We start from the raw sequence: 20,328 nt of genomic DNA on the forward strand, positions 1-20,328 counted from the left end.
GAGGAGGATCACGCAGTGCACGATGAATCATGAGATGGGCCGATTCATGAGATGGTCCCCGGTGTTTATGAGTCGGGGCGACCCGACATGACGCATACGGAAGAACAGGCGTTCGTCCCGGTGCCCGGCGACCGCCCGGCCCGCCGATACCGGTGGGTGGTCCTGGCTGCGGGCGTCTTCGCCCAGGCATCTGCGGCTTCGGTGCTACAGGGCATGCCCAGTTTGTCGCCGATCCTGCGTTCCCGGTTCTCGCTGTCGTTGACCGAACTCGGGTTCGTGTTGGCCGCCAGCACGATCGGGTTGCTGCTGTTCCTCGTACCCTGGGGCCTGCTCGCCGACCGGATCGGTGAGCGTCGGGTGATGACGGTCGGTCTCTTTCTCAGTGCCGCGGCCCTGGTCTGTGCCGCAGTCTCGACAACGGTGTGGGCGTTGATGGTGTCGATGGTTCTGGCGGGCGCCGCCTGCGCAAGCGTGAACGCTGCCAGCGGGCGTGCGGTCATCCTGTGGTTCCCGCGCTCCGAGCGTGGTCTGGCGATGGGAGCGCGGCAGACGGCGATCCCACTCGGTGCGGCAGTGGCATCGCTGACTTTGCCTGCCGTCGCGGGGATGTGGGGGCTCGCGGGCGCTTTGCTGGTCGCGGCGGGAGCCTGCGGTGCCGGCGCAATTGTGGTGTGGATATTCGTCCGCGATCCGGGTGGGCCCGTCGAAGCACCTTCCGGCGCAGACGGATCCGAGATCCGCACCGGCAATCGCAGCGCCGTCGTGCAGTTGTGTCTGGTCTCATTCCTCCTCGTTGTGCCCCAACTCACGGTCGTCGGGTTCTTGGTCGTCTACCTGGTCGACGGGCATGCCATGTCGGCGGTGGCTGCCGCCGGACTGCTGGCCCTCGTTCAGCTCGGCGGTGGCGCGGCTCGTATCGGACTCGGGGTCCTCTCCGACCGGCGAGGTGTCCGCATCGCCCCCTTGCAGTACGTCGCGGTGGTGACGAGCGTGCTGTTCGCACTCGCGGTGCTCGGCGAACTGGTCGGTGGAGTTGTCGCGGTGATCGTGCTGGTCTGTGCAGGATTCGCGGCGATCAGTTGGAATGGGCTCGCATTCACGGCCATCGGGGAGCTGGCCGATCCGAAGAAGATCGGTCTGATCCTGGGTGTTCAGAACACGGCCGTCGCGCTCGGGATGGCGATCACGCCCCCCTTGATGGGCGTGATCGTCGAGGCGACCTCGTGGCCCCTGGCCTTCGGTATCCTCGCCGCGATCGCGGGCGTTGCGGCCGTGTTGTTGCACCGGATCAGAACCGGCGGCCGGGCCGGGAGGTTACGGCCGTGAAACATGCTCGTAAACCTCGCTTTCCGGCTCTCCGGACGAATTGACAAGGCATCGAGGGCTTGATCGAATATCTCGTAGTGCGAGACGATGTCTCGCACTGAACAACCACAACGAAATGTGAGTGCACCATGACCACTACGCTGCCCGCAGCGCCGGATGCTGAACGTCTGGACGTCGGGAACTCGTTGATCGCGCAGGATTGGGATGCGCTGACCTTCAAAGTTCACCGTGGCGCCTACCGGGAAAATGCCGTCTTCAATCGGGAGCGCAACGAGATCTGGGGCCGTACCTGGCTCTACCTGGGTCACGAAACCGAGATCCCGGTCGCCGGTGATTTCAAGACCCGAACACTCGGCGGACGCCCCCTGATCTTTGTCAGGGACTCGAACGGTGTTGTGCAGGCGTATCTCAATGCGTGCCCCCACCGCGGAACAATCCTCTGTCGGGAAGCCGAAGGGCGCACCAAGAACTTCCAGTGCTTCTATCACGCCTGGACTTTCCGCAATTCCGGTGAACTCGCCGCCCTGCCGGACAGTGGCGCCTACCCGGAGGCAAGCGAGTTCGTCGATTCGCTTTCGCTGCGCCGGGTCCCGCGTCTGGACATCCACGAAGGCTTTGTCTTCGTGGCCTTCGACGAAGGCGTCCCGCCACTGCTCGAACATCTCGGTCCGGCCGCGGATTACATGACCATGACCGCGTCGATCGGCAAAGACGGGATGACCACCCTTCCCGGCGTGCAGAAGTACAGCGTGCGCGGCAACTGGAAGCTCGCTGTCGAAAATGCCATGGATGGCTATCATTTCGCTCCCACCCACAACACGTTTGTCGGCTACCTGCGGGAGACGGGCTTCGCCGTCACCGACCACGACCAGTACGCCCATGATCTCGGACAAGGCCACGGACTGCTCATCCTGACCGGCCACAACGGCCGCATCGGCATGATCTGGGAACCGCGCTTCGGTGAAGCGGAGAAGACCCGTATCGAGGGCAAGCGCGCGGAGATGGCAGAGCGACTGGGTGCCGAGCGTGCGGACGACGTGGCGAATGCATCACGAATCCTGTTCGTATTTCCCAACCTTCTGCTCTTCGACCTCGAATCCCTGACCATCCGGCAGCTAGAGCCGGTGGAGCCGGGAGTGACCGATGTCCGCGCCTGGCAGTTCGTCGAGAACGGTGAGCCTGCGGATGTGCGGGCGTTGCGGCTCAAGACGATGGCGAGTTTCGTCGGTCCGGGCGGACTGGCAACACCGGACGACATCGAAGCGTATGAAGCGGTCCAGCGCGGAGTATCCGCCACCGCAGGCTTCGATTCCGTGGACCTGGACTGGAGTGACATGTCCCGCGGTATGGGAGACGACCTGCGCGGCCCGCGCGGACGATCGATCGATGAAGGTGCGATGCGCAGCTTCTGGAGGCACTGGAGCAGGCGCGTCGGCGAAATCGACGGCGTCAGCGGAAAGGTCGGATGATGACTGCTGCAATCGAATTGGATGTGTCCACCGGAAGTGACCGGGCGGTCTCCCGTGGGGAGGTCGAAGAGTTCTTCTACGACGAGGCAGCACTTCTCGATGACTGGGAGCTCGAAGAATGGCTGACCCGGTTTGTTCCAGGGGCGTCGATGCTCGTCCCGACGACCGACGCGCGAGGCTTGGGCCCCGAGGCGGCGGGATACTTTGTCGCCGATGACTGGGATCTGCTGAACGCCCGGGTCAAACGCCTCAAGAGCCGAAAAGCGCACGCCGAGAACCCACATTCGCGAACAACTCGATTGGTGAGCAACGTCCGGATCCTCGGGCGTGACGGAGCCAGGTTGCGGGTGAGTGCCAACTTCGTGATCCACCGTTTCCGCGACGGGGGTGCGTTCTACTACGTCGGTCGCTACGATCACGAGCTGCTCGTGACCGACGATGCCCTCGCGTTCACGTTGCGGCGCGCCACTCTGACGAACGAGGCGATGGACCCCGGTGCGCGACTGAGCTTCATCCTCTGAGGGGTTGTCCTCTTCATGGCCGGCGCTGACGCGAACCAGATGACGGCGAGTTGTGGTGAACGTGACCACAACTCGCCGTCGTCGTTTCTGGTACTGCGACATTAGCTGTCGGAAGAGTGTCCCGGTGTCACGGACAGGTTCGCATCGACAAGCGGCGCGAGATTGTTCACCGCGGCCGCCGCTTCACCGAATCCGACACTCATCAGACGTGTCTTGCTCGGGTACTCGCTGATGTCCCCGGCCGCGAAGACCCGGGGGATCGACGTCTGCATGTCGCGCCCGACGACGATGCGCCGCTTGTCTTGTTCCAAGCCCCAGGAATCAAGAGGTCCGAGGTCGGCGATGAACCCCAGGGCCGCCACGATCGAGTTCGCGGGCAGGGCAACGGTTTCTGAGTTCTTCGCGTGCCGGACGGTCACCTCGGCAACGTTGTCGTCGCCGGTGACGGCCGCGACTTCATACGGCGTCATGACCGTGACCGTCGATTGTGCGAGCAGGGCGATACTGCGTTCGTGAGCGCGGAACACCGGCCTGCGGTGGACGAGGGTCACCGACGCCGCGATCTTCTCGAGCCCCAGTGCCCAGTCGAGGGCGGAGTCGCCGCCGCCGACGATGACGACGTCATGGCCGGCGAGGTCGTTCAGGCGCGGGACGAAGTAGCGCAGACCACGGCCCTCGTAGTCGGAGCCGACCGGCAACTGGCGAGGTTCGAAACTACCGACGCCGCCGGTGATGAGTACGGCCTTGGCGTGCACGGTGGTTCCGGTATCGGTGGTGACCGAGACGCTGTCGGGATGGGTTTCGAGTTTCGCTGCGGTCTGGCCGAGGAGCAGGTTCGGTTCGCTCTGCAGTGCCTGTGTGTACAGGGAATCGATCAGTTCCTGCCCTTTGACAGCGGGGAAGCCGGCGATGTCGAAGATCTGCTTCTCCGGGTACAGGGCCGCCACTTGTCCACCCACCTGCGGGAGCGAGTCCATCAACGCGACGGACATGCCCCGGAAGCCGGCGTAGTACGTCCCGTAGAGACCGGCCGGTCCGGCCCCGATGACCAACAGGTCCACCGTGATCTGCGTCGGTGCCGTATTTGTCATTCGGTGACCTCCCACGCGGCGATGGTCGGATGGTCCTTGCCGATGACCCCGACCTTTCTGGCGCCCCCGGGGGATCCGATGTTCGCGAAGAACTGTTCGTTGATGCCGATGAACACGGTCCGATCTTCGGGTACGTCCTCCTCGTGGAAGATCGAGATCACCGGGCAGACCGGTTCGCAACGACCGCAATCGACGCATTCGTCGGGGTGGATGTACATCATCCGATCGCCCTCGTAGATGCAATCGACGGGGCATTCCTCCATGCACGACTTGTCTGTCTCGTCGATGCACGGGCTGGTGATGACGTACGCCATGTGGCGCTCCTGTCCTATCCGTCTCTTCATGCAAGCTAGTGACTCGCAATATGAGACAGAATCCTGGCTAAGTCGGCGTCCTGTCAACGCGAATCGCACCTGATCGATGTCTCTTCATGAAGACGTAACACTGTTGCTCAGAGTTCGAAGTCTCTCGGATTGCAAGATGGTGTTTCGCATTGACGAGACAGCGTAGGCAACTTAGTCTTTTCTTCAGGCTGTGGTGCCGAGTATCGGCCGTCCGCGATCAGGCCAGTTCGTCCGCGAAAGAAGATCTGAGGAGTACATCATGGGTGCGACTGTGAACCTGCTGGACGGCAATGTGATTCCGGCAGTCGGCTACGGGGTCTATCAGGTGGCCGACGACGCCGCCGAGGAGGCGCTCACGCACGCGATCGGGTGTGGCTACCGCAGTGTCGACACCGCGGCGATGTACGGAAACGAGGCAGGTGTCGGCCGGGCGGTTCGGGCATCACCGGTTCCGCGATCTGAACTATTCGTGACCACGAAGTTGTGGAACGACGATCAGGGCTACGACACCACGATGCGGGCCTTCGAGAAGTCGCTGGCCACTTTGGGTCTCGACTATGTCGACATGTACCTGATTCATTGGCCGCTGGCGAAGGAGGGCAAGTTCGTCGATACGTTTCGGGCCTTCCAGAAGCTGAAGGCCGACGGCGTGATCCGCTCGATCGGTGTCTCCAACTTCACCCGCGCGCACCTCGAGGAGTTGATCGAGGGTACCGGTGAGGTCCCCGTCGTCAACCAGATCGAGTTGCACCCGAGACTCGCACAGAATGAACTACGCGAGTTCCATGCATCGCTCGGAATCGTCACCGAAGCCTGGGGACCGCTGGGGCAGGGAAGTACTCTGGCCATCCCGGAGATCGTGGATATCGCTGCAGCCCAGTCGAAGACGCCGGCCCAAGTGGTCCTTCGCTGGCATCTGCAGCGCGATACGGTGGTGATCCCGAAGTCGTCGGCACCCGACCGTATCGAGTCGAACTTCGGCGTATTCGATTTCGAGCTCACCGACGACCAGATGGCGCAGATCGATGGGCTCAACACCGGCGATCGGCTCGGTGCCGATCCGGACATCATGTGGTGAACGATATCGTTCGGCATCACTCCTGAGACGCGTCCGGCCGAGAACTACTGTGCGGGAGCGGTTTGCAGTCCCGGCATCACGTAGCGCCGGAAGTAGCGCCTCACCGCGGCTTGGTCGTCGGGGTCCAGGCTGGGACTGGGAACCGTTGTCAGGTTGATGAGTACCCGGGCCACCCACTCGGAGGCCTCGGCGATGTCGGTCTGCGGATGGATGTCGCCGCGGTCGCGGGCGGCGATCACATAGTCTCGCCAGAACGCCGCGAGGTCCGGCACCAGACCCTGTACCCCGATACCCGCGCAGGCGGCAAACTCCTCGGGTTCACTCATGCGTAGCTTCATCGTCAGCGCTCCCGGCGAATCGTATGCGCTGCGGCCGTGGGCGACGCCTGCGGCCAATTGGGCGTCGAACTGGTCAAATCCGGCCAGTCTCTGCCGTGCATCCGCCCAGAATGCATCGTTGAGTCGGACTATCGTGGCGCCGAGCAGCGCCGACTTGTCCGAAAAGTGCCGGTACAGCCAGGCCCGCGACACGCCTGCGGTCTCGGCGACCTCCAGCACGGTGGTCGCCCGAATGCCCTTGGCCGCGAGGCATACTTCGGCGGCATCGAGGAGTCGATCGTGAACGGTGCGGGCATCGACGGAATCTGTCACGAGGCAAACATAGCAAAACTGGTAGACACATTCTTCGATCTGTGTACTCTCGGGTCAACAGATTGCAGAATGTGTCAACTAGATGCCTCAGGAGCTCTCATGCAGGGTCCGACCACGGCTGTCATCGGCGCCGGTATCAGTGGATTGACAGCCGGAAAGATATTGAACGACTACGGCATTCCGTACACCTGTTTCGAGGTCTCGGATCGGGTCGGCGGCAACTGGGCGTTCAAGAATCCCAACGGGTACAGCAGCGCCTACCGTTCGCTACACATCGACACCTCCAAGCATCGTCTGTCGTTCAAGGACTTCCCGATGCCGGAGGACTATCCCGACTTTCCGCATCACTCCCAGATCAAGTCGTATCTGGATGCCTACGCCGACGCGTTCGACCTCAAGGACAACATCGAGTTCCAGAACGGGGTGACCCACGCCCGCAGGCTCGACGGCGGAGGCTGGGAGTTGCAGACCCAGGCCGGCGAGACCCGAAGGTTCGATCTGCTCGTGGTGGGCAACGGGCATCACTGGGATGCGCGCCGCGCCGATTTCCCTGGAACCTTCAGTGGCCAGTCGATCCATGCGCATCACTACATCGATCCGCAGGATCCGTTGCCCCTGACCGGCAAGCGGATACTCGTTGTCGGCCTGGGTAACAGCGCGGCCGACATCGCGGTGGAACTGTCGTCCAAGACATTGCGCAACGAGGTGACACTGTCGACGCGATCGGGCGCCTGGATCGTCCCGAAGTACATAGCAGGTAAACCTGCGGACAAGTACTACCAGACCACGCCGTATCTGCCCCTGTCCTGGCAGCGCAAGCTGGTCCAGCTGGGACACCCGATGCTGTCGGGTCGGCCGGAGAACTACGGACTGCCCACGCCCAACCACAAACTGTTCGAAGCACATCCGACACAGTCGGTGGAGCTACCACTGCGACTGGGCTCGGGTGATGTGATCCCCAAGCCGAATGTTCGCGAACTCGACGGGGCCACCGTGCATTTTGAGGACGGCACCAGCGGTGAGTTCGATGTGATCGTCTATGCCACCGGGTACAACATCACCTTCCCGTTCTTCGACAAAGACTTCATCAGCGCGCCCGACAACCAGATTCCGCTGTACAAGCGGATGTTCAAGCCGGGGATCGACGACCTGGTGTTCATCGGATTCGCGCAGTCGACCCCCACACTGTTCCCGTTCGTCGAATGCCAGTCCCGGCTACTCGGCGCCTATGCCGCAGGCAGATACCGGCTGCCGACCACCGAGGTGATGGAGGAGGTGATCGTGAGTGACCAGCAGAAGTACACCGGCCACATGCTCGATCGGCCGCGGCACACCCAGCAGGTCGACTACTTCATCTACGAGCACGACATGCGGACCAAGGAGTTGCCGGACGGTCTGGCCCGGGCCGCCGACCTCGGTGCGCCCCGTTGGGCGGTGACCGCATGACCGCGCAGACAGTCACCCCCGGCACCGGCAGTTCGGACTCCGGGCACTACCTGACCCGGACCTTCTACAGCGATGGGGTCGAATGCGATGCCTGGTACTTCCGGGCAGGCACCGATGCTTTCAAAGGTCCCGCGGGTACCCCGATAGTGGTGATGGCGCACGGACTCGGTGGGACAAAGGATTCCGGCCTGGAGCCCTTCGCCACGGCGCTGGCCGCCAGTGGTCTGGATGTGTTCGCCTTCGACTACCGTGGATTCGGGTCTTCAGGTGGCCAACGTCGGCAGACGGTGTCGATCGAGGGTCAGCTCGAGGATTACCGTGCCGCCATCGCGGCTGTGAAGACGATCGAGGGCGTCGACCCGAACCGGGTTGTGCTGTGGGGTGTTTCGTTGTCCGGAGGACATGTTCTCTCCGTGGGTGCCGGACGCGACGACCTGGCTGCGATCGTCTCGATGACACCGTTGGTCAACGGTCTGGCGGCCGGACGGCTGGCGTATGCGAACCTGCCGGCGTCGGCGATAGCGCGCTCGACCGCACTGGGATTGCGGAGCCGGGTTCGTCGCGCCGCCGGTCGGACACCGAAGATGATGCCGATCGTCGCCGAGCCGGGTGAGATCGGTGCCTTGACGTTGCCGGGCTATCGGCAGGACTACCTCGCGATCGCCGGGCCGACGTGGCAGAACACCATCGATGCGGCGATCGGTCCGGAGATCGGTGGCTATCGGCCCGATCGGGACGCCGGCGACATCGGGTGCCCGGTCCTGATGCAGATTGCCGACTTCGATCGGAGTGCGCCGACGCATTCGGCGGCCAACGCCGCAGTGAAGGCCCGAGCCGAAGTGCGCCACTATCCCTGCGATCACTTCGGCATCTATTCCGGGCAACCGTGGTTCGAGGCCGCTGCACGCCACCAGATCCAGTTCTTGACACGTCATCTCGGCAGGATGTCGCCCGGGAAATGACAGTACGGCGGTCCCCGCAGACCGAACGCCTCGTCGACGTGGTCGAGATGCTCAGTGATCCACCGGGCCGGCGCTGCAGTCTCACCGACATAGCGGCGCTCCTCGGGCTCGACAAGGCCACCGTCTATCCGATGCTCACCGAGCTCACGCGGGTCGGATGGGTGGTCAAACATCCGAGCAGCAAGGTCTATCGACTGGGTCCGGCACTGGCGCGCATCGGTGAAGCGGCCGGGCGCAGTATCGCCGAACTGGTGCCGACGTCGCGCGCGATCGCGGAGCTCGCCGAGATGACCGGCCAATCATGTTGTGTTGTAGTACCTTCCGGGGACGACCTGTTGATAGCCGGTGTTCGGGATGCCGGGCAGGTCAGCGGAGGTGGGCTGAATCTGCGATCAGGTGACCGGATCACCTTTCGGCCCCCGCTGGGTTCCGTGCTGGTTGCTTGGTCGGATGACCTGGCCATCGCCGGCTGGCTCGACCGCAGTCCGGTGCCTGCGCAGCACGATCAACGCCTTGCCGAACGCCTTGCCGCGGTGCGGGCCCGGCGTTTTGCGGTCGAGCAGTACCCGACGGACGCGGGGCGCATTCATGCCCTGGCCTCGGCTGCGACGGGTTCCGGTGTTCGGGGTTCGCGACGTACCGCTGCGTTTGTGGACGGTCAACAGAACCTGGATTCCGATGTGTTGGTCGGTGCCATCGACGAGAACGCCTGGTATCACCCGCTGTCGGTGAATGCGCCGATCTTCGATGCCGGAGGTGAGGTGGTCGGGGCACTCTGTGTTCTGGGCTGTTCTGCGCCGATGGCGGGTACGGAATTGAACAGGCGGGGCGCGCTCGTCAGCTCGGTCGCCGATGAGGTGACCGGTCAACTCGGCGGTTCGGTTCCCTGGGTGTGATATTCACAAGCCCATCGCAGCAACATGTTTGAGCAGATCTGGATAGCGCTTGGTGTGGGCGCCGCCGTTGATGTCGAAGGCTGAACCGGTGATCCAGGAAGCCTCGTCGGACAACAGGTAGGCAACCATCGCGGCAATCTCTTCGGGTTTACCACTTCGCCCGAGTGGGGTGTTCTCGATATAGTCCTCGGTCATCCCTGGGACCAGGGACAATCCGGCGACCAGTGGTGTGTCGACCAAGCCCGGGGAGATCGCGTTGACCCGGATGCCGCGCTCGCCGAGTTCGAGGGCGGCAACCTGGGTCAGCATCAGTGCCGCGGCCTTTGCCGCGCAGTAGGCGCCCAGGCCGGGCGCGGGTTGACGGCCGTTGAGTGAGGCGATGGTGACGATGGAACCGCCGTCGGCGATATGCCGCGCAGCATATTTGAACGTCAGGAACGTGCCGGTCTGACAGACTGCGATGGTGGTGTTCCAATCGGCCAGACTCAGGTCTGCCAGCGCGCCGGGGATGGTCAGACCTGCGCAGTTGACCACCGAGGTCAGTTGACCGTGGTTCGTGCTGACGGACTCGAACAACGTACGCACCGAATCCTCGTCCGCGACATCGACGGTGGCGGCCACTGCCTCATCGCCGAGTTCGGCGGCGCGTTCGCGGGCGGCGTCGGCGTTGATGTCGGCGATCACCACCTGAAATCCTCTGGCGCTCAGCGTTTGCGCGCTGGCCCATCCGATGCCGGAGGCGCCGCCGGTGATGATGGCAAGCGGGCTTGATTCCATGGTGCTCTCCTAAGGCGTGATGATGACCTTTTGCTGGTCACTCGGATGGGATAGACCATCGACGACCTCTTGGAGGTCGTCCAGGGTCGAGTAGCCGCTGACAAAGCCGTCGAGTCGGAGGGTGCCATCAGCCAATGCTGCGGCAGCGGTGCGGAATTCGTCGACTGTGTAGTAGCTGACAAAGTTCATGGTGACGTCTTTGACGATGGCGCCAAGCGGCATGAACGTGTCCGGTTCCATGCAGACCCCGGCAATGACGATCCGGCCGCGTGGTCCGGCCGCGTCGAGGCAGGTGGCGATCATTCCGGTCTTGCCAACGCATTCGACGACGAGATCGAAGCCCGTTCCGACGCTCTCGCCGGCCGGGTCCACGGCGTGGGTGGCACCGAGATCGAGTGCCGCCTGCCGTCGCTGTGCCACCGGATCGCAGACGGTGATGTCGGTGATTCCCTGCGCCCGTGCCCAGATCACCACGGATAGGCCCACCGGCCCGGACCCGACAACCAATAGGCGGTCGTCGCTGGTCGCGCTGCCCCGGTTCATCGCGTGCAGGCCGACGGCCAGTGGTTCGACGAGTGCGCCGAACCGCAGGTCGACGGCCGGATCGAGTGCCACGGTGCCGGATGCGGACACGGTGACGTATTCGGCGAATGCGCCTGGCCGGATCCCGAGTCCGAGGGCCTGCGGTGTGGCGCACCGGGCCGGGTCGCCTGCCACGCAGTGCTGACATGTGCCGCATCCGATCACCGGCATCGACGCGACCGGGGTGCCTTCGGCCCACTGATCGGCGACAGCGGTTCCGGCGCCGACAACCTCGCCGGCGAACTCGTGCCCCATGATCGCGCCGTCGGGCAGCAGGGGATAGGTCTTGAGGTCGGAGCCGCAGACCCCGCAGCCGTGGACCCGGATCAACAGCTCATCGGGTGCGGGTTCCGGCTCGGCGACGTCGCGGACGACAAACCTTCCACCTTCGATGACCGCTGCGCGCATTGCTGCAGATTAGCGGGGAGTCGCCGGATGTGTTGACGAATGGGTCAATTGGCAGACGTTGTCGCCCAAACACTTTCGCCACCTGTTTGCACAGTGCAAATCCTTGCAGAGTCCGCCGCGATCGATGAGACTCCCCTTCATGTGCCCCGCAGATGCGAAGGTTTCCACAGTGTCCACCCGCGACCTCGAGTTCACTGTCACCTCGTGGACGCCCCCGGCGGGATCGGGTGACGTGGCAGTCCTGCTCCACGGGTTCCCGGAGACGTCCGCCTCGTGGTCGGCGGTCTCGGAGTTACTCGCCGACGCCGGCATCGCCTCGGTGGCCCCCGATCAGCGTGGCTACTCGCCGGGAGCGCGGCCCGGGTCGATCAGCGACTATCGGTTGCCGGAGTTGATCGCCGACGTCATCGGACTCTGCGATGCCCTCGACCTGTCGAAGGTGCATCTGGTCGGACATGACTGGGGCGCGATTGTCGCCTGGGCGGTCGCCGCTGCGCATCCGGAACGGCTGCATACGTTGACCGCGGTGTCGGTGCCGCATCCGGCGGCGTTTGCCTGGGCGCGCGACAATGATCCTGACCAGCAGGAACGATCGGGCTACATGGAGTACTTCGCCACGCCTGACGAGCCAGAGAAGGCGCTGTTGGCCGACGACTGCGTGGCCCTGCGGTTGGGGTACGGCGATGCCGTACCGGGTCAGACCGTCGAGCGGCACCTCGCGGTGTTGTCCCAGCCGGGTGCCCTGACCGCAGCGCTGAACTGGTATCGGGCCATGCCGCTCGACACCCATGACATCGGCGCCGTCGCAGTCCCGACGACGTTCATCTGGAGTACCGATGACATCGCGATCACCGCTGCCGGTCCGGCGCGCTGCGCGCAACATGTGAGCGGGCCGTATCGGTACGTCGAGGTCGCAGGCGGCACCCATTGGATACCCGAAGAGTTCCCGCAGGTTGTCGCCGACGCAATCATCGAGCAGGCCGGGTGAGGCGGGTTCCGGCTTTTCTTCATAAACTAGAACCTGTTCTCATATGCTCGGTGGCATATGCAGCCAAGGAGGTAGCCGAACGTGACCGCAGTCCTCGAACCGATATCCCTCTATCGCAAGCTGGAATCTGAGCTGACCGGGCCGGACGGCCCTTTTGCGTTGGCAACGGCCACGGTCCGCGGGGAGTCCATGCCGGTCTATCGTGACGCTCCGGCGTCGCTGGACGTGGTGTTCCGCGAGCTCGTCAAAACGTATTCCGACAACACTCTGCTGATCTCCGATGGCGTCGAATACACCTATCGAGAGGTTGCCGAGCAGGCCGGACATCTGGCAGGTGCGCTGGTGGCCGAGTATGGCGTCGGACCCGGGAGTCGAGTCGGCGTCCTGATGAAAAACCAACTGGCTTACGTGGTTTCGATCATGGCCATAGCCCGTTGTGGCGGCGCGGCGGTGCTGTTCAACAGCCGGGAGTCCGTCGCGGAGATCGGTCACGCGCTCGCCGATGCCAACTGCGCGGTCGTGATCGTCGATGACAAGCGAGCGGCGCTGGTGCGTGCGGCGGGCTCAGATGTATCGCTGTTGGTGGTTGGCGACGAACTGCCCGGCGGGCCCGCTCGATCGTATGCCGATGTCATGGGGGAGTCGTTCGATCCACCGGCGCCGGTCTCGGTCCACCCGGAATCATTGTGTTTGATCCTGTTCACCTCGGGCACCTCTGGCCGGAGCAAAGGCGTTCTGCTGACGCAACGCAACATCTGCACGATGGTCATGAACCTGCGGATGATCAAAGAGGTCAACATCCTCACGAACGCCCACAAGTACGGGATGGAGCCTGACGCGCTGCGCGGTTTGATGCCGAGTTTGTCGGCGCTGCTCATCTTTCCGCTGTTCCACACCTCTGGCCTGGTCTGCATCCTCACCTCGATGACCTCCGGTGGGTTCGTGGTGATCCAGAATCGGTGGAACGCGGAAACCGCGATGGGATTGATCGCCAAGCACAAGCTGGCGATGCTGGCGGGTCCGCCGATGGTGATCACCGACCTGCTGGCCACCAACCCGCCGCCGGAGGCCCTCGCAAGCCTGGTCAACGTGGCACCTGCCGGGCAGGCAACACCACCTGACCTGGTGAATCGGATCAGCCAGGTACTCCCATCAGCCGGACGGAGTGTGGGCTGGGGGATGACAGAGGCTGCCGGAAGCGTGTGCACCGCGGGTGGTGATCTGCTTGCCGCATACCCGGACTCGTCGGGGCCGTTGAGCCCGGTGATGTCGGTACGGGTGGTGGACGATACCGGCACGGTCTTGCCCGCAGGGGAGATCGGCGAGCTGGAGATCCGGGGTCCGCTGGTGATGGCGGGATACCTCGATCGACCCGCCGAGACGGCCGCGGCTCTAGATGGATCCTGGTATCGCAGTGGCGATCTGGGCTACCTCGACAGCAACGGCCTGGTGTTCGTTGTCGATCGGAAGAAAGACATGGTGATCTCGGCGGGGGAGAACATCTACTGCGCCGAAGTCGAGCTGGCGCTGATGGCCTCTGACAAGTTCACCGAAGTCGCGGTGTTCGGTGTTCCCGATGAGAGGCGTGGCGAGGTGGTGGTCGCTGCGGTTGCGCCGCGGGAGGGTGTGAACCTGACGGTGGCCGACGTTCAAGACATCGTGCGCGGCGCGCTGGCCGACTACAAGGTGCCCGCAGCCGTGGTGTTCGACCTGGCGCCGTTTCCGCGTAGTGCCACCGGGAAGATCCTCAAACGAAAAGTGCGCGAGCAGTATTCGGGGTGAGGTCCCGTGGCGGGTTACGGTTGAGGTGTGGAACTTCTTCTCATCTCTGACACCCACATCCCCAAGCGGGCCCGGGACCTGCCTGCACCGGTCTGGGAGGCGGTGGACCGCGTCGATGTGGTCATCCACGCCGGCGACTGGGTGAATCTGGCGTCGTTCGAAGCCCTCGAGGCGCGTGCGGCGCGGTTGATCGCGTGCTGGGGCAACAACGACGGTGACGATCTGCGCGCTCGGATGCCCGAGCGCGCAGACGTCGTACTCGGTGGCCTACGGTTCACCGTCACCCATGAGACCGGGGCCGCGACGGGACGGGAAAAGCGAATGTCGGCGGCATATCCGGACACCGACGTCCTGGTGTTCGGCCACAGTCACATCCCCTGGGACACCACATCCGACACCGGGCTGCGGCTGTTGAATCCGGGGTCGCCGACCGATCGCCGGCGGCAACCGCACTGCACGTACATGACCGCCACGATCGACGACGATTCTGTGTTTCACGTGCAACTGCACCGATTGCCCAGACCCGTTCAGAACCGACCCGTCTAGAACAGACCCGGCTAGAACAGGGACTGACCTGGGTTTCCGGCGTCGCGTCGCAGAACCCGCAGTGAGCCCTGCGCGTCGACCTCGGTGAACTGGCCCGTCTTCAGGGCCTTCTCGTAGATCTCGAAGGGAGGTCGCCCTCCGTCGGCGGGATCGGGGAACACATCGTGGATCAGGAGTGCTCCGCCGAGACGAACCCACGGTGCCCATCCGGCCAGGTCGTTTTGCGCGGCCTCGCTGCTGTGCCCGCCGTCGATGAACACAAAATCAGCCGGTCGGCCCCAGATGCGGGCTGCTGCTGTCGAGGTGGCCAGCAACCCGATGACGGTGTCCTCGAGTCCGGCGTCCCACATCGTCCGCCGGAACCTGGCTGAGGTGTCCAGTGTGCCGGTGTGCGGGTCGACGAGGTTGGTGTCGTGATATTCCCAGCCCGCCTGGTGTTCTTCGGATCCGCGGTGGTGATCGATGGTGGTGATCACCGCACCGAGCGGTTGCGCCGCGGCACCGAGAAAGACAGTGGATTTACCGCAATAGGTGCCGATCTCGACGCCGATTCCCACTGCGTCGGGGGCTGACAGATACTGCTGCGCAACCCGATAGAGAGCGATCGCCTCGTCGATCGGCATGAAACCGGGCGCGTCTTCGGCCGCTTGGAGTTGGAGCTCACTGGGCTGGTCATCGTGCTTCTGTGGAACAGATGTCATACCGGTGATCCTATCGGCGTCCCCGCGTAGGGTTGGGCGATATGAAGGCTCAGATACTGAACGAAGAGACCGGTCCGAGCGGTTTGGCGTTGTCGGAGGTGCCTGATCCGGTACCGACCGACAACCAGCTGCTCATCGACGTGAAGTCCTGCGGGATCTGCTTTCCCGATCTCCTGATGAGTCAGGGCAAATACCAGCTCCGGATCCCGACGCCGTTCACACCCGGCACCGAGGTGGCCGGCGTGGTCGCCCAGGCACCGGCAACGTCGCGATATTCGGTCGGCGACCGTGTTCAGGTGATGTCGGTGGTCGGTGGATTCGCCGAGCAGGTTGTCGCCACCGACGAGCAGTTGCTTCCGATTCCGCCGGAGCTGAGTTTCGACGAAGGCGCGGCGATGGGCATCAACCTGCAGACCGCCATCTTTGCGCTGAAGATCAGGGCCAATCTGCAGCCCGGTGAGACCGTCGGTGTGCTCGGCAGTGCAGGCGGCGTCGGCGTTGCCACCATTCAGGTGGCAAAAGCGATGGGCGCGAAGGTCATCGCGATCGTGCACCGCAAGGGTGCCGAGGAGTTGCTGCGCAGCGTCGGGGCCGACGAGGTGGTTCAGCTCGAAGAGGGCTGGGGCACAAAGATAAAGGAACTCACCGGAACCGGTGTCGATGTGCTGATCGACCCGGTCGGCGGTGAGGTGTTCGACGAGGCCCTACGTCAGGTCGCCCCGGACGGCAGGTTTGTGGTGATCGGATTCGCGGCAGGCGGAATTCCGACGGTGAAGCTGAACCGCGTGCTGTTCCGCAACATTTCCGTTGTCGGTGCGGCGTGGGGTGAGTACGTGCGAACCCATCCCGGTCTGCCCGCGCAGCTTTACGAAGACCTCACCGCGATGGTCGCCGCCGGTATGCGCCCGCCGGTCAACCGCACCTATGCGCTGGCCGATCTCCCGCAAGCCCTGGACGATCTGGCGAACGGAAAAGTCCTGGGCAAGGCGGTTGTCAAGATAGCCGAATGATCAGTTCGAAAACCATGAGGAGTTGAGCCCATGTGCCGCAACATAACCGAGCTCCGAGGGCTGGAGCCTCCCGCAAGTGACGTTGAGATCGAAGCGGCGGCGCGACAATACGTGCGCAAGGTGAGCGGCGTACAAAAACCGTCGCCGGCGAATGTCGAAGCCTTCGAACTCGCCGTCGAACGGGTCACGGCAGCGACCATGGAGTTGCTGCAAGCGTTGCCGCCACGACGGCAGCCGCCCAAGACGGTGCCCCCGCTGCGGCGCCCCGAAGTGCAGGCGCGGATCGCGGCGCAGGCGGCGCGGCAGAGCTAGCCCGGGAAGAAGGGCTACCGGTCGAGTTCCGGAGTTTCGAGACCGAACAGGCGCGCCGCGTTGTGGTGCAGGACGCCGCGTACCCAGTCGTCGCCCAGGCCGAGTGCGGTGACGGCTTCGAGGGCACTGGTGTAGGTGTACGGAATATTCGGAAAGTCGCTGCCCCACAGGATGCGATCACCCAGGTCGATCAGCTTGTGCCGCGATTCGACCGGGAACGGTGCGCCTTCCTCGGCGAAAGCGGTGAACGCCATGGTCGTGTCGAGGTGGACGTTGCCGTAGGTGCCTGCCAGGTCCAGAAAATCGTTGTACTCGGGCATGCCCATATGCGCGATGATCAGTGGCAGCTGTGGAAAGCGTTGCAGTAGTTCGGCGATGGGCCCGGGGCCGGTGTACGTTCCCGGTGCTGGTCCGGACCCGCAGTGGATCACCACGGGTACGGCAGCGTCGGAGATCGTGCCCCAGACATCGTCGAGTAGTGGATCGAGGGGACTGAAGTCGCCGACCTGGATATGCGACTTGAACACTGCTGCACCGGCTTCGATGGCGTCGGCAACGTACTTCGGCGCCGATACCTCCGGGTAGAACGTGGCCGTATGCAGACAGTCGGGTGTGCGGGCCGCAAAATCGGCGGCCCAACTGTTCAGCCAGACAGCCATGTCCGGTTTGTGTGGGTAGATCATCGACGTGAATGCACGGACGCCGAAGTCCCGCAGCGTCTCGATCCGTTGGTCTTCATCGGCGCGATAGGTGATCGGCCATTCGCGGCCGACCAGCGGGCCCACCGAATCGAAGTAGCCCCACACCTTGTCCATCACCGATTTCGGCATGAAGTGGGTGTGTACGTCGATGAGTCCAGGCAGATCGAGCTCCTGCCAGATCGACCGGACGGCCGTTGGCTCAGCTACGGACAGGGCTTCTGGTCCACACACGGCCTTCACGTTACCTATGGCGAGGCCGGAGTGGTGCTGCCGCCCAGCCCGTCTGTCCGATGGAGCGGACTTCGTCCGGACGGCAGCACCGTGCGTGTCACACTATGGAGTTGTCAAGGATGCGTGCGCGGTCCCGAAAAGATCTCGGGTGCGCCGGTGGGGGGAGAAGTGGTGACGGTGGTGGAGAGTTGGTTCAGGCGGCGAGGGTGAGGGTTCGCCTGTTGTAGGCCGGTAACGGTTTTCGCAGTGGGTCGATGTTGGCGGGCGGGATCAGCCACGGATGGCCGTCGGAGCCCATGATCACGTCCCAGTCGGTGTTGTGCACCGCCATATGGCAGGTGCGGCACAGCAGACACCCGTTCTCGAGGGTGGTGGCACCGCCGTCAACAAAGTGCACGATGTGGTGGCAGTCCGACCAACCGGCCTTGGCCCCACACTTGATGCAGCAGGTGTCACGGATGATGATCGCCTTGCGGACCAAACCCTTGAACAGACGTTTCGGCGGACTCAGATCGATGGGGACTTGCTCCCCGTCGAGAGTGATCGAGGTGATCGACGAATCGCACGCCAACATCGCGGCGGTCGCTTCGGTGACCGGACCCATCCAGGGCAACGAGGCAGCCTCGGGATGATCGGCGGGCACGGTCACCATCACCTCGGTCCGCGGCGCCGACACCAGTGTTTGCCCGCCACCGCCGCAATCCAACAGTTGATGTAACGCATCAGCGCGACGCTGGGTTGGGGAACGCGGATCATCGGAGCCATCGGGTTCAGGACGCGCCCTGCTCCAGAAGTCCAACGCGGAGAACAACTTTTCCCCAATCACCGCATCAACATCGAACGTACCGACACAACGACCCTCGTGAACTTTGTATTCCAGACTATTCAGCGACCGGTCTTCAGCCGGCGGCGGACCACCCGTGTCTTTCGCCACCTCGTTACCCAGCGCTCGGGCCGCCGCGCTGATCTCTGCGGGCGGTGCTCCGGAGATGGCGTGGTTCAACAGTTTCCGCTCGAACTTGATCTGCTGCTCAGCGGTGATTGATTCCTCGGACCGCCCGACGACATGCGCGACACCTTTGACCACCGCATCGACATGCTCGGACGACAGAAACCCATCCTTCGAATACCCGGCGGTACGATCCAGACCGGCGAGGCCCGGTCCGATGCGCAACCACCGATACGCCGATGCTGGTGCCGCACCATTGGCCTGCAACAACTTTGACGTGGTAGACCCCTCCTTACGGGCGATACCCGACTCGTCGATCACCGCGGTGCACACCGCGAGTTGATGCTCGGTGGCGTTACGTAGGGTAATCAGATCCTTAGCCATACCTAACGTGGCAGTTGGATGATCAGGTATGACCAGGTCGACCAGATCGTCGACCATCTCGAGAAGTCGCATGGCACAGCACCTTCCAAGGAGAGAGTAAACCGGGGGTGTCGACCGGAGTGTCTCTGCGGGGAAGGCGTCAGATACGTGGTGCTTGTGGTCGACTGATTCCAGTGTACCTATTCGAACGCGTGTTCGCAAGGTCGAAAGTAGTGTATCTGGTTCTACCACAACATCTTTCGGAAGGCAGACGAAACAACTCATGCAGGGTCGCCGCCCTGCTATCGCCCGCGGTGTTGGCGCTCCATCGTTTCGAGCGTGCGCCGAATGCCCTCAACGTGGTCTCCACGGAAGTGGGCGAGTGGCGTCGACATGATCGAGTCTGCGCCGAAATCGGTGACACCCAGAAGGTGAACGAGCGAAGCCCGCGCCGAGCTTTCGCTGTCGGCGTCGGCGACGGCGTCGAGCACTTCGTGACTTCGCGCGTGCGCAGCCACCAGGGCCCGCATGAACTCGAGGCGCTGCTCATCCTTCCCATCAGCCTCTCGATGACCTCGACGGTTCGCGCGCAGTCGTTCGACGGGTCCATCCCACACGAACAGGGAATCAGGAAGCGACGAGAGCTCGACCAGGCTGTCGACCTGGAGAAGAACGCCTCCGTTGGGGCTCTCGACTCGCACCAGAATCCCGGTAGCGTCGTCGAAGGTCAGTACAAGCGGCTCATCTCTGGGTGTGAGCAGTTGGATGGACCAGGCCTCACGACCTGCGACCTCTACTTGGTGGGCCGAGTCGGCGGCTTTCGTACCGGCGGTCATCTTCTGCAGCAACGACTCGACTCCGAATAGATCGAGCGGGCTGAACTGTGCCCCAAATATCGGCAACGCAATGTCGCCCTCGATCTGCTGCATCTGATCGCCGATGCGGACGACGGCGGTTCTATCGGTGGCGATGTAGATCGGATATCCGTCGTGTTCGATGCGCCATTTCCCGCCTGGTGCGTGATGGAAGTCGAACCGGACGCGATCTGGTGGTGATTCGACGACCTCGAGAGTTCCGGTGAGACATAACGACTCGGCGGCAGCATTGCGACCAGCGAGCTCTACCCAGGATGGTGTCCTCATGGTCGCAGGCTACGGCGCAACGACTCGAAACGGGTTGGGACACTCAACTGCAT

21 protein-coding genes are annotated in these 20,328 nt (G+C 63.5%); 12 read left to right on the forward strand and 9 right to left on the reverse strand.

What is annotated here, in order from left to right; genetic code table 11:
* Window positions 1-87: 87 nt before the first annotated feature.
* From AC1D75_RS08660 to AC1D75_RS08670, 3 genes are all read left to right on the forward strand, one after another.
* Window positions 88-1,326, forward strand: a complete 1,239-nt coding sequence (locus tag AC1D75_RS08660; protein ID WP_495514857.1) for an MFS transporter — start codon at window positions 88-90, stop codon at window positions 1,324-1,326.
* A 128-nt stretch (window positions 1,327-1,454) separates the two neighbouring features.
* Window positions 1,455-2,795 carry an aromatic ring-hydroxylating oxygenase subunit alpha gene (locus tag AC1D75_RS08665; protein ID WP_495514858.1) on the forward strand — a complete coding sequence of 447 codons (1,341 nt, stop codon included), beginning with the start codon at window positions 1,455-1,457 and terminating at the stop codon, window positions 2,793-2,795.
* Window positions 2,795-3,316: an aromatic-ring-hydroxylating dioxygenase subunit beta gene (locus AC1D75_RS08670; protein ID WP_495514859.1), complete on the forward strand. Its 522-nt coding sequence runs from the start codon at window positions 2,795-2,797 to the stop codon at window positions 3,314-3,316. Before AC1D75_RS08665 ends, AC1D75_RS08670 begins: the two co-directional genes overlap by 1 nt.
* 101 nt (window positions 3,317-3,417) lie before the next feature.
* On the opposite strand, the gene AC1D75_RS08675 is transcribed toward AC1D75_RS08670, so the two are convergent.
* Entirely contained in the window at window positions 3,418-4,407 is a 990-nt protein-coding gene (locus AC1D75_RS08675; RefSeq protein WP_495514860.1) for an NAD(P)/FAD-dependent oxidoreductase, read from the reverse strand.
* The gene (gene fdxA, locus AC1D75_RS08680; protein WP_495514861.1) at window positions 4,404-4,721 is read right to left on the reverse strand and encodes a ferredoxin; all 318 of its coding nucleotides are present in this window, start codon (window positions 4,719-4,721) and stop codon (window positions 4,404-4,406) included. The genes AC1D75_RS08675 and fdxA overlap by 4 nt, the downstream gene beginning before the upstream one ends.
* Window positions 4,722-5,010: 289 nt before the next feature.
* Here fdxA and AC1D75_RS08685 point away from each other — a divergent pair, with 289 nt between their 5' ends.
* The gene (locus AC1D75_RS08685) at window positions 5,011-5,829 is read left to right on the forward strand and encodes an aldo/keto reductase (RefSeq protein ID WP_495514862.1); all 819 of its coding nucleotides are present in this window, start codon (window positions 5,011-5,013) and stop codon (window positions 5,827-5,829) included.
* A 44-nt stretch (window positions 5,830-5,873) separates the two neighbouring features.
* Here AC1D75_RS08685 and AC1D75_RS08690 read toward each other — a convergent pair whose 3' ends face one another.
* The gene (locus AC1D75_RS08690; RefSeq protein WP_495514863.1) at window positions 5,874-6,479 is read right to left on the reverse strand and encodes a TetR/AcrR family transcriptional regulator; all 606 of its coding nucleotides are present in this window, start codon (window positions 6,477-6,479) and stop codon (window positions 5,874-5,876) included.
* A gap of 99 nt (window positions 6,480-6,578) precedes the next feature.
* Here AC1D75_RS08690 and AC1D75_RS08695 point away from each other — a divergent pair, with 99 nt between their 5' ends.
* The 3 genes from AC1D75_RS08695 to AC1D75_RS08705 are packed head-to-tail and all read left to right on the forward strand — an operon-like array spanning window position 6,579 to window position 9,783.
* The gene (locus AC1D75_RS08695; protein ID WP_495514864.1) at window positions 6,579-7,925 is read left to right on the forward strand and encodes a flavin-containing monooxygenase; all 1,347 of its coding nucleotides are present in this window, start codon (window positions 6,579-6,581) and stop codon (window positions 7,923-7,925) included.
* Entirely contained in the window at window positions 7,922-8,887 is a 966-nt protein-coding gene (locus AC1D75_RS08700; RefSeq protein ID WP_495514865.1) for an alpha/beta hydrolase, read from the forward strand. The genes AC1D75_RS08695 and AC1D75_RS08700 overlap by 4 nt, the downstream gene beginning before the upstream one ends.
* Window positions 8,884-9,783 carry an IclR family transcriptional regulator gene (locus AC1D75_RS08705; RefSeq protein ID WP_495514866.1) on the forward strand — a complete coding sequence of 300 codons (900 nt, stop codon included), beginning with the start codon at window positions 8,884-8,886 and terminating at the stop codon, window positions 9,781-9,783. The genes AC1D75_RS08700 and AC1D75_RS08705 overlap by 4 nt, the downstream gene beginning before the upstream one ends.
* 3 nt (window positions 9,784-9,786) lie before the next feature.
* On the opposite strand, the gene AC1D75_RS08710 is transcribed toward AC1D75_RS08705, so the two are convergent.
* The gene (locus AC1D75_RS08710; protein WP_495514867.1) at window positions 9,787-10,560 is read right to left on the reverse strand and encodes an SDR family NAD(P)-dependent oxidoreductase; all 774 of its coding nucleotides are present in this window, start codon (window positions 10,558-10,560) and stop codon (window positions 9,787-9,789) included.
* Window positions 10,561-10,569: 9 nt separating this feature from the next.
* Complete coding sequence (locus AC1D75_RS08715; protein ID WP_495514868.1) at window positions 10,570-11,550, reverse strand: zinc-dependent alcohol dehydrogenase; 981 nt, start codon at window positions 11,548-11,550, stop codon at window positions 10,570-10,572.
* Window positions 11,551-11,719: 169 nt separating this feature from the next.
* Between AC1D75_RS08715 and AC1D75_RS08720 the strand changes: the two genes are divergently transcribed.
* The 3 genes from AC1D75_RS08720 (at window position 11,720) to AC1D75_RS08730 (ending at window position 14,866) form a co-directional block, all read left to right on the forward strand.
* Window positions 11,720-12,538: an alpha/beta fold hydrolase gene (locus AC1D75_RS08720; RefSeq protein WP_495514869.1), complete on the forward strand. Its 819-nt coding sequence runs from the start codon at window positions 11,720-11,722 to the stop codon at window positions 12,536-12,538.
* Window positions 12,539-12,619: 81 nt separating this feature from the next.
* Window positions 12,620-14,320 carry a class I adenylate-forming enzyme family protein gene (locus tag AC1D75_RS08725; protein WP_495514870.1) on the forward strand — a complete coding sequence of 567 codons (1,701 nt, stop codon included), beginning with the start codon at window positions 12,620-12,622 and terminating at the stop codon, window positions 14,318-14,320.
* 27 nt (window positions 14,321-14,347) lie between these two features.
* Complete coding sequence (locus AC1D75_RS08730; RefSeq protein WP_495514871.1) at window positions 14,348-14,866, forward strand: metallophosphoesterase family protein; 519 nt, start codon at window positions 14,348-14,350, stop codon at window positions 14,864-14,866.
* Between the two features lie 11 nt (window positions 14,867-14,877).
* Here the strand turns inward: AC1D75_RS08730 and AC1D75_RS08735 are convergent, their stop codons facing one another.
* A complete protein-coding gene (locus tag AC1D75_RS08735; RefSeq protein WP_495514872.1) occupies window positions 14,878-15,567 on the reverse strand; it encodes a class I SAM-dependent methyltransferase in 690 nt (229 codons plus the stop codon).
* Window positions 15,568-15,608: 41 nt separating this feature from the next.
* On the opposite strand from AC1D75_RS08735, the gene AC1D75_RS08740 reads away from it, so the two are divergent.
* Window positions 15,609-16,577, forward strand: coding sequence for an NADPH:quinone oxidoreductase family protein (locus AC1D75_RS08740; protein WP_495514873.1), 969 nt, complete (start codon window positions 15,609-15,611; stop codon window positions 16,575-16,577).
* Window positions 16,578-16,607: 30 nt separating this feature from the next.
* Window positions 16,608-16,889 (forward strand): DUF2277 domain-containing protein, encoded by a 282-nt coding sequence (locus tag AC1D75_RS08745; protein WP_495514874.1) that lies wholly within the window; start codon window positions 16,608-16,610, stop codon window positions 16,887-16,889.
* 14 nt (window positions 16,890-16,903) lie between these two features.
* Here the strand turns inward: AC1D75_RS08745 and AC1D75_RS08750 are convergent, their stop codons facing one another.
* The 3 genes from AC1D75_RS08750 to AC1D75_RS08760 all read right to left on the reverse strand — a co-directional run bounded on the left by AC1D75_RS08750 (window position 16,904) and on the right by AC1D75_RS08760 (window position 20,275).
* Window positions 16,904-17,821, reverse strand: a complete 918-nt coding sequence (locus AC1D75_RS08750) for an amidohydrolase family protein (protein ID WP_495514875.1) — start codon at window positions 17,819-17,821, stop codon at window positions 16,904-16,906.
* A 193-nt stretch (window positions 17,822-18,014) separates the two neighbouring features.
* Window positions 18,015-19,226 carry an HNH endonuclease gene (locus AC1D75_RS08755; RefSeq protein ID WP_495514876.1) on the reverse strand — a complete coding sequence of 404 codons (1,212 nt, stop codon included), beginning with the start codon at window positions 19,224-19,226 and terminating at the stop codon, window positions 18,015-18,017.
* 209 nt (window positions 19,227-19,435) lie between these two features.
* Window positions 19,436-20,275 carry a hypothetical protein gene (locus AC1D75_RS08760; protein WP_495514877.1) on the reverse strand — a complete coding sequence of 280 codons (840 nt, stop codon included), beginning with the start codon at window positions 20,273-20,275 and terminating at the stop codon, window positions 19,436-19,438.
* Between the last annotated feature and the right edge of the window lie 53 nt (window positions 20,276-20,328).

The sequence above is a fragment of the Williamsia sp. Y712 genome (genome assembly GCF_059445525.1).

Coding starts and splice junctions, on each gene's coding strand:
- AC1D75_RS08660 (WP_495514857.1), top strand. CDS start 88: ATGACGCATACGGAAGAACAGGCGTTCGTCCCGGTGCCCGGCGACCGC.
- AC1D75_RS08665 (WP_495514858.1), top strand. CDS start 1,455: ATGACCACTACGCTGCCCGCAGCGCCGGATGCTGAACGTCTGGACGTC.
- AC1D75_RS08670 (WP_495514859.1), top strand. CDS start 2,795: ATGACTGCTGCAATCGAATTGGATGTGTCCACCGGAAGTGACCGGGCG.
- AC1D75_RS08675 (WP_495514860.1), bottom strand. CDS start 4,407: ATGACAAATACGGCACCGACGCAGATCACGGTGGACCTGTTGGTCATC.
- fdxA (WP_495514861.1), bottom strand. CDS start 4,721: ATGGCGTACGTCATCACCAGCCCGTGCATCGACGAGACAGACAAGTCG.
- AC1D75_RS08685 (WP_495514862.1), top strand. CDS start 5,011: ATGGGTGCGACTGTGAACCTGCTGGACGGCAATGTGATTCCGGCAGTC.
- AC1D75_RS08695 (WP_495514864.1), top strand. CDS start 6,579: ATGCAGGGTCCGACCACGGCTGTCATCGGCGCCGGTATCAGTGGATTG.
- AC1D75_RS08700 (WP_495514865.1), top strand. CDS start 7,922: ATGACCGCGCAGACAGTCACCCCCGGCACCGGCAGTTCGGACTCCGGG.
- AC1D75_RS08705 (WP_495514866.1), top strand. CDS start 8,884: ATGACAGTACGGCGGTCCCCGCAGACCGAACGCCTCGTCGACGTGGTC.
- AC1D75_RS08710 (WP_495514867.1), bottom strand. CDS start 10,560: ATGGAATCAAGCCCGCTTGCCATCATCACCGGCGGCGCCTCCGGCATC.
- AC1D75_RS08715 (WP_495514868.1), bottom strand. CDS start 11,550: ATGCGCGCAGCGGTCATCGAAGGTGGAAGGTTTGTCGTCCGCGACGTC.
- AC1D75_RS08735 (WP_495514872.1), bottom strand. CDS start 15,567: ATGACATCTGTTCCACAGAAGCACGATGACCAGCCCAGTGAGCTCCAA.
- AC1D75_RS08740 (WP_495514873.1), top strand. CDS start 15,609: ATGAAGGCTCAGATACTGAACGAAGAGACCGGTCCGAGCGGTTTGGCG.
- AC1D75_RS08745 (WP_495514874.1), top strand. CDS start 16,608: ATGTGCCGCAACATAACCGAGCTCCGAGGGCTGGAGCCTCCCGCAAGT.
- AC1D75_RS08755 (WP_495514876.1), bottom strand. CDS start 19,226: ATGCGACTTCTCGAGATGGTCGACGATCTGGTCGACCTGGTCATACCT.
- AC1D75_RS08760 (WP_495514877.1), bottom strand. CDS start 20,275: ATGAGGACACCATCCTGGGTAGAGCTCGCTGGTCGCAATGCTGCCGCC.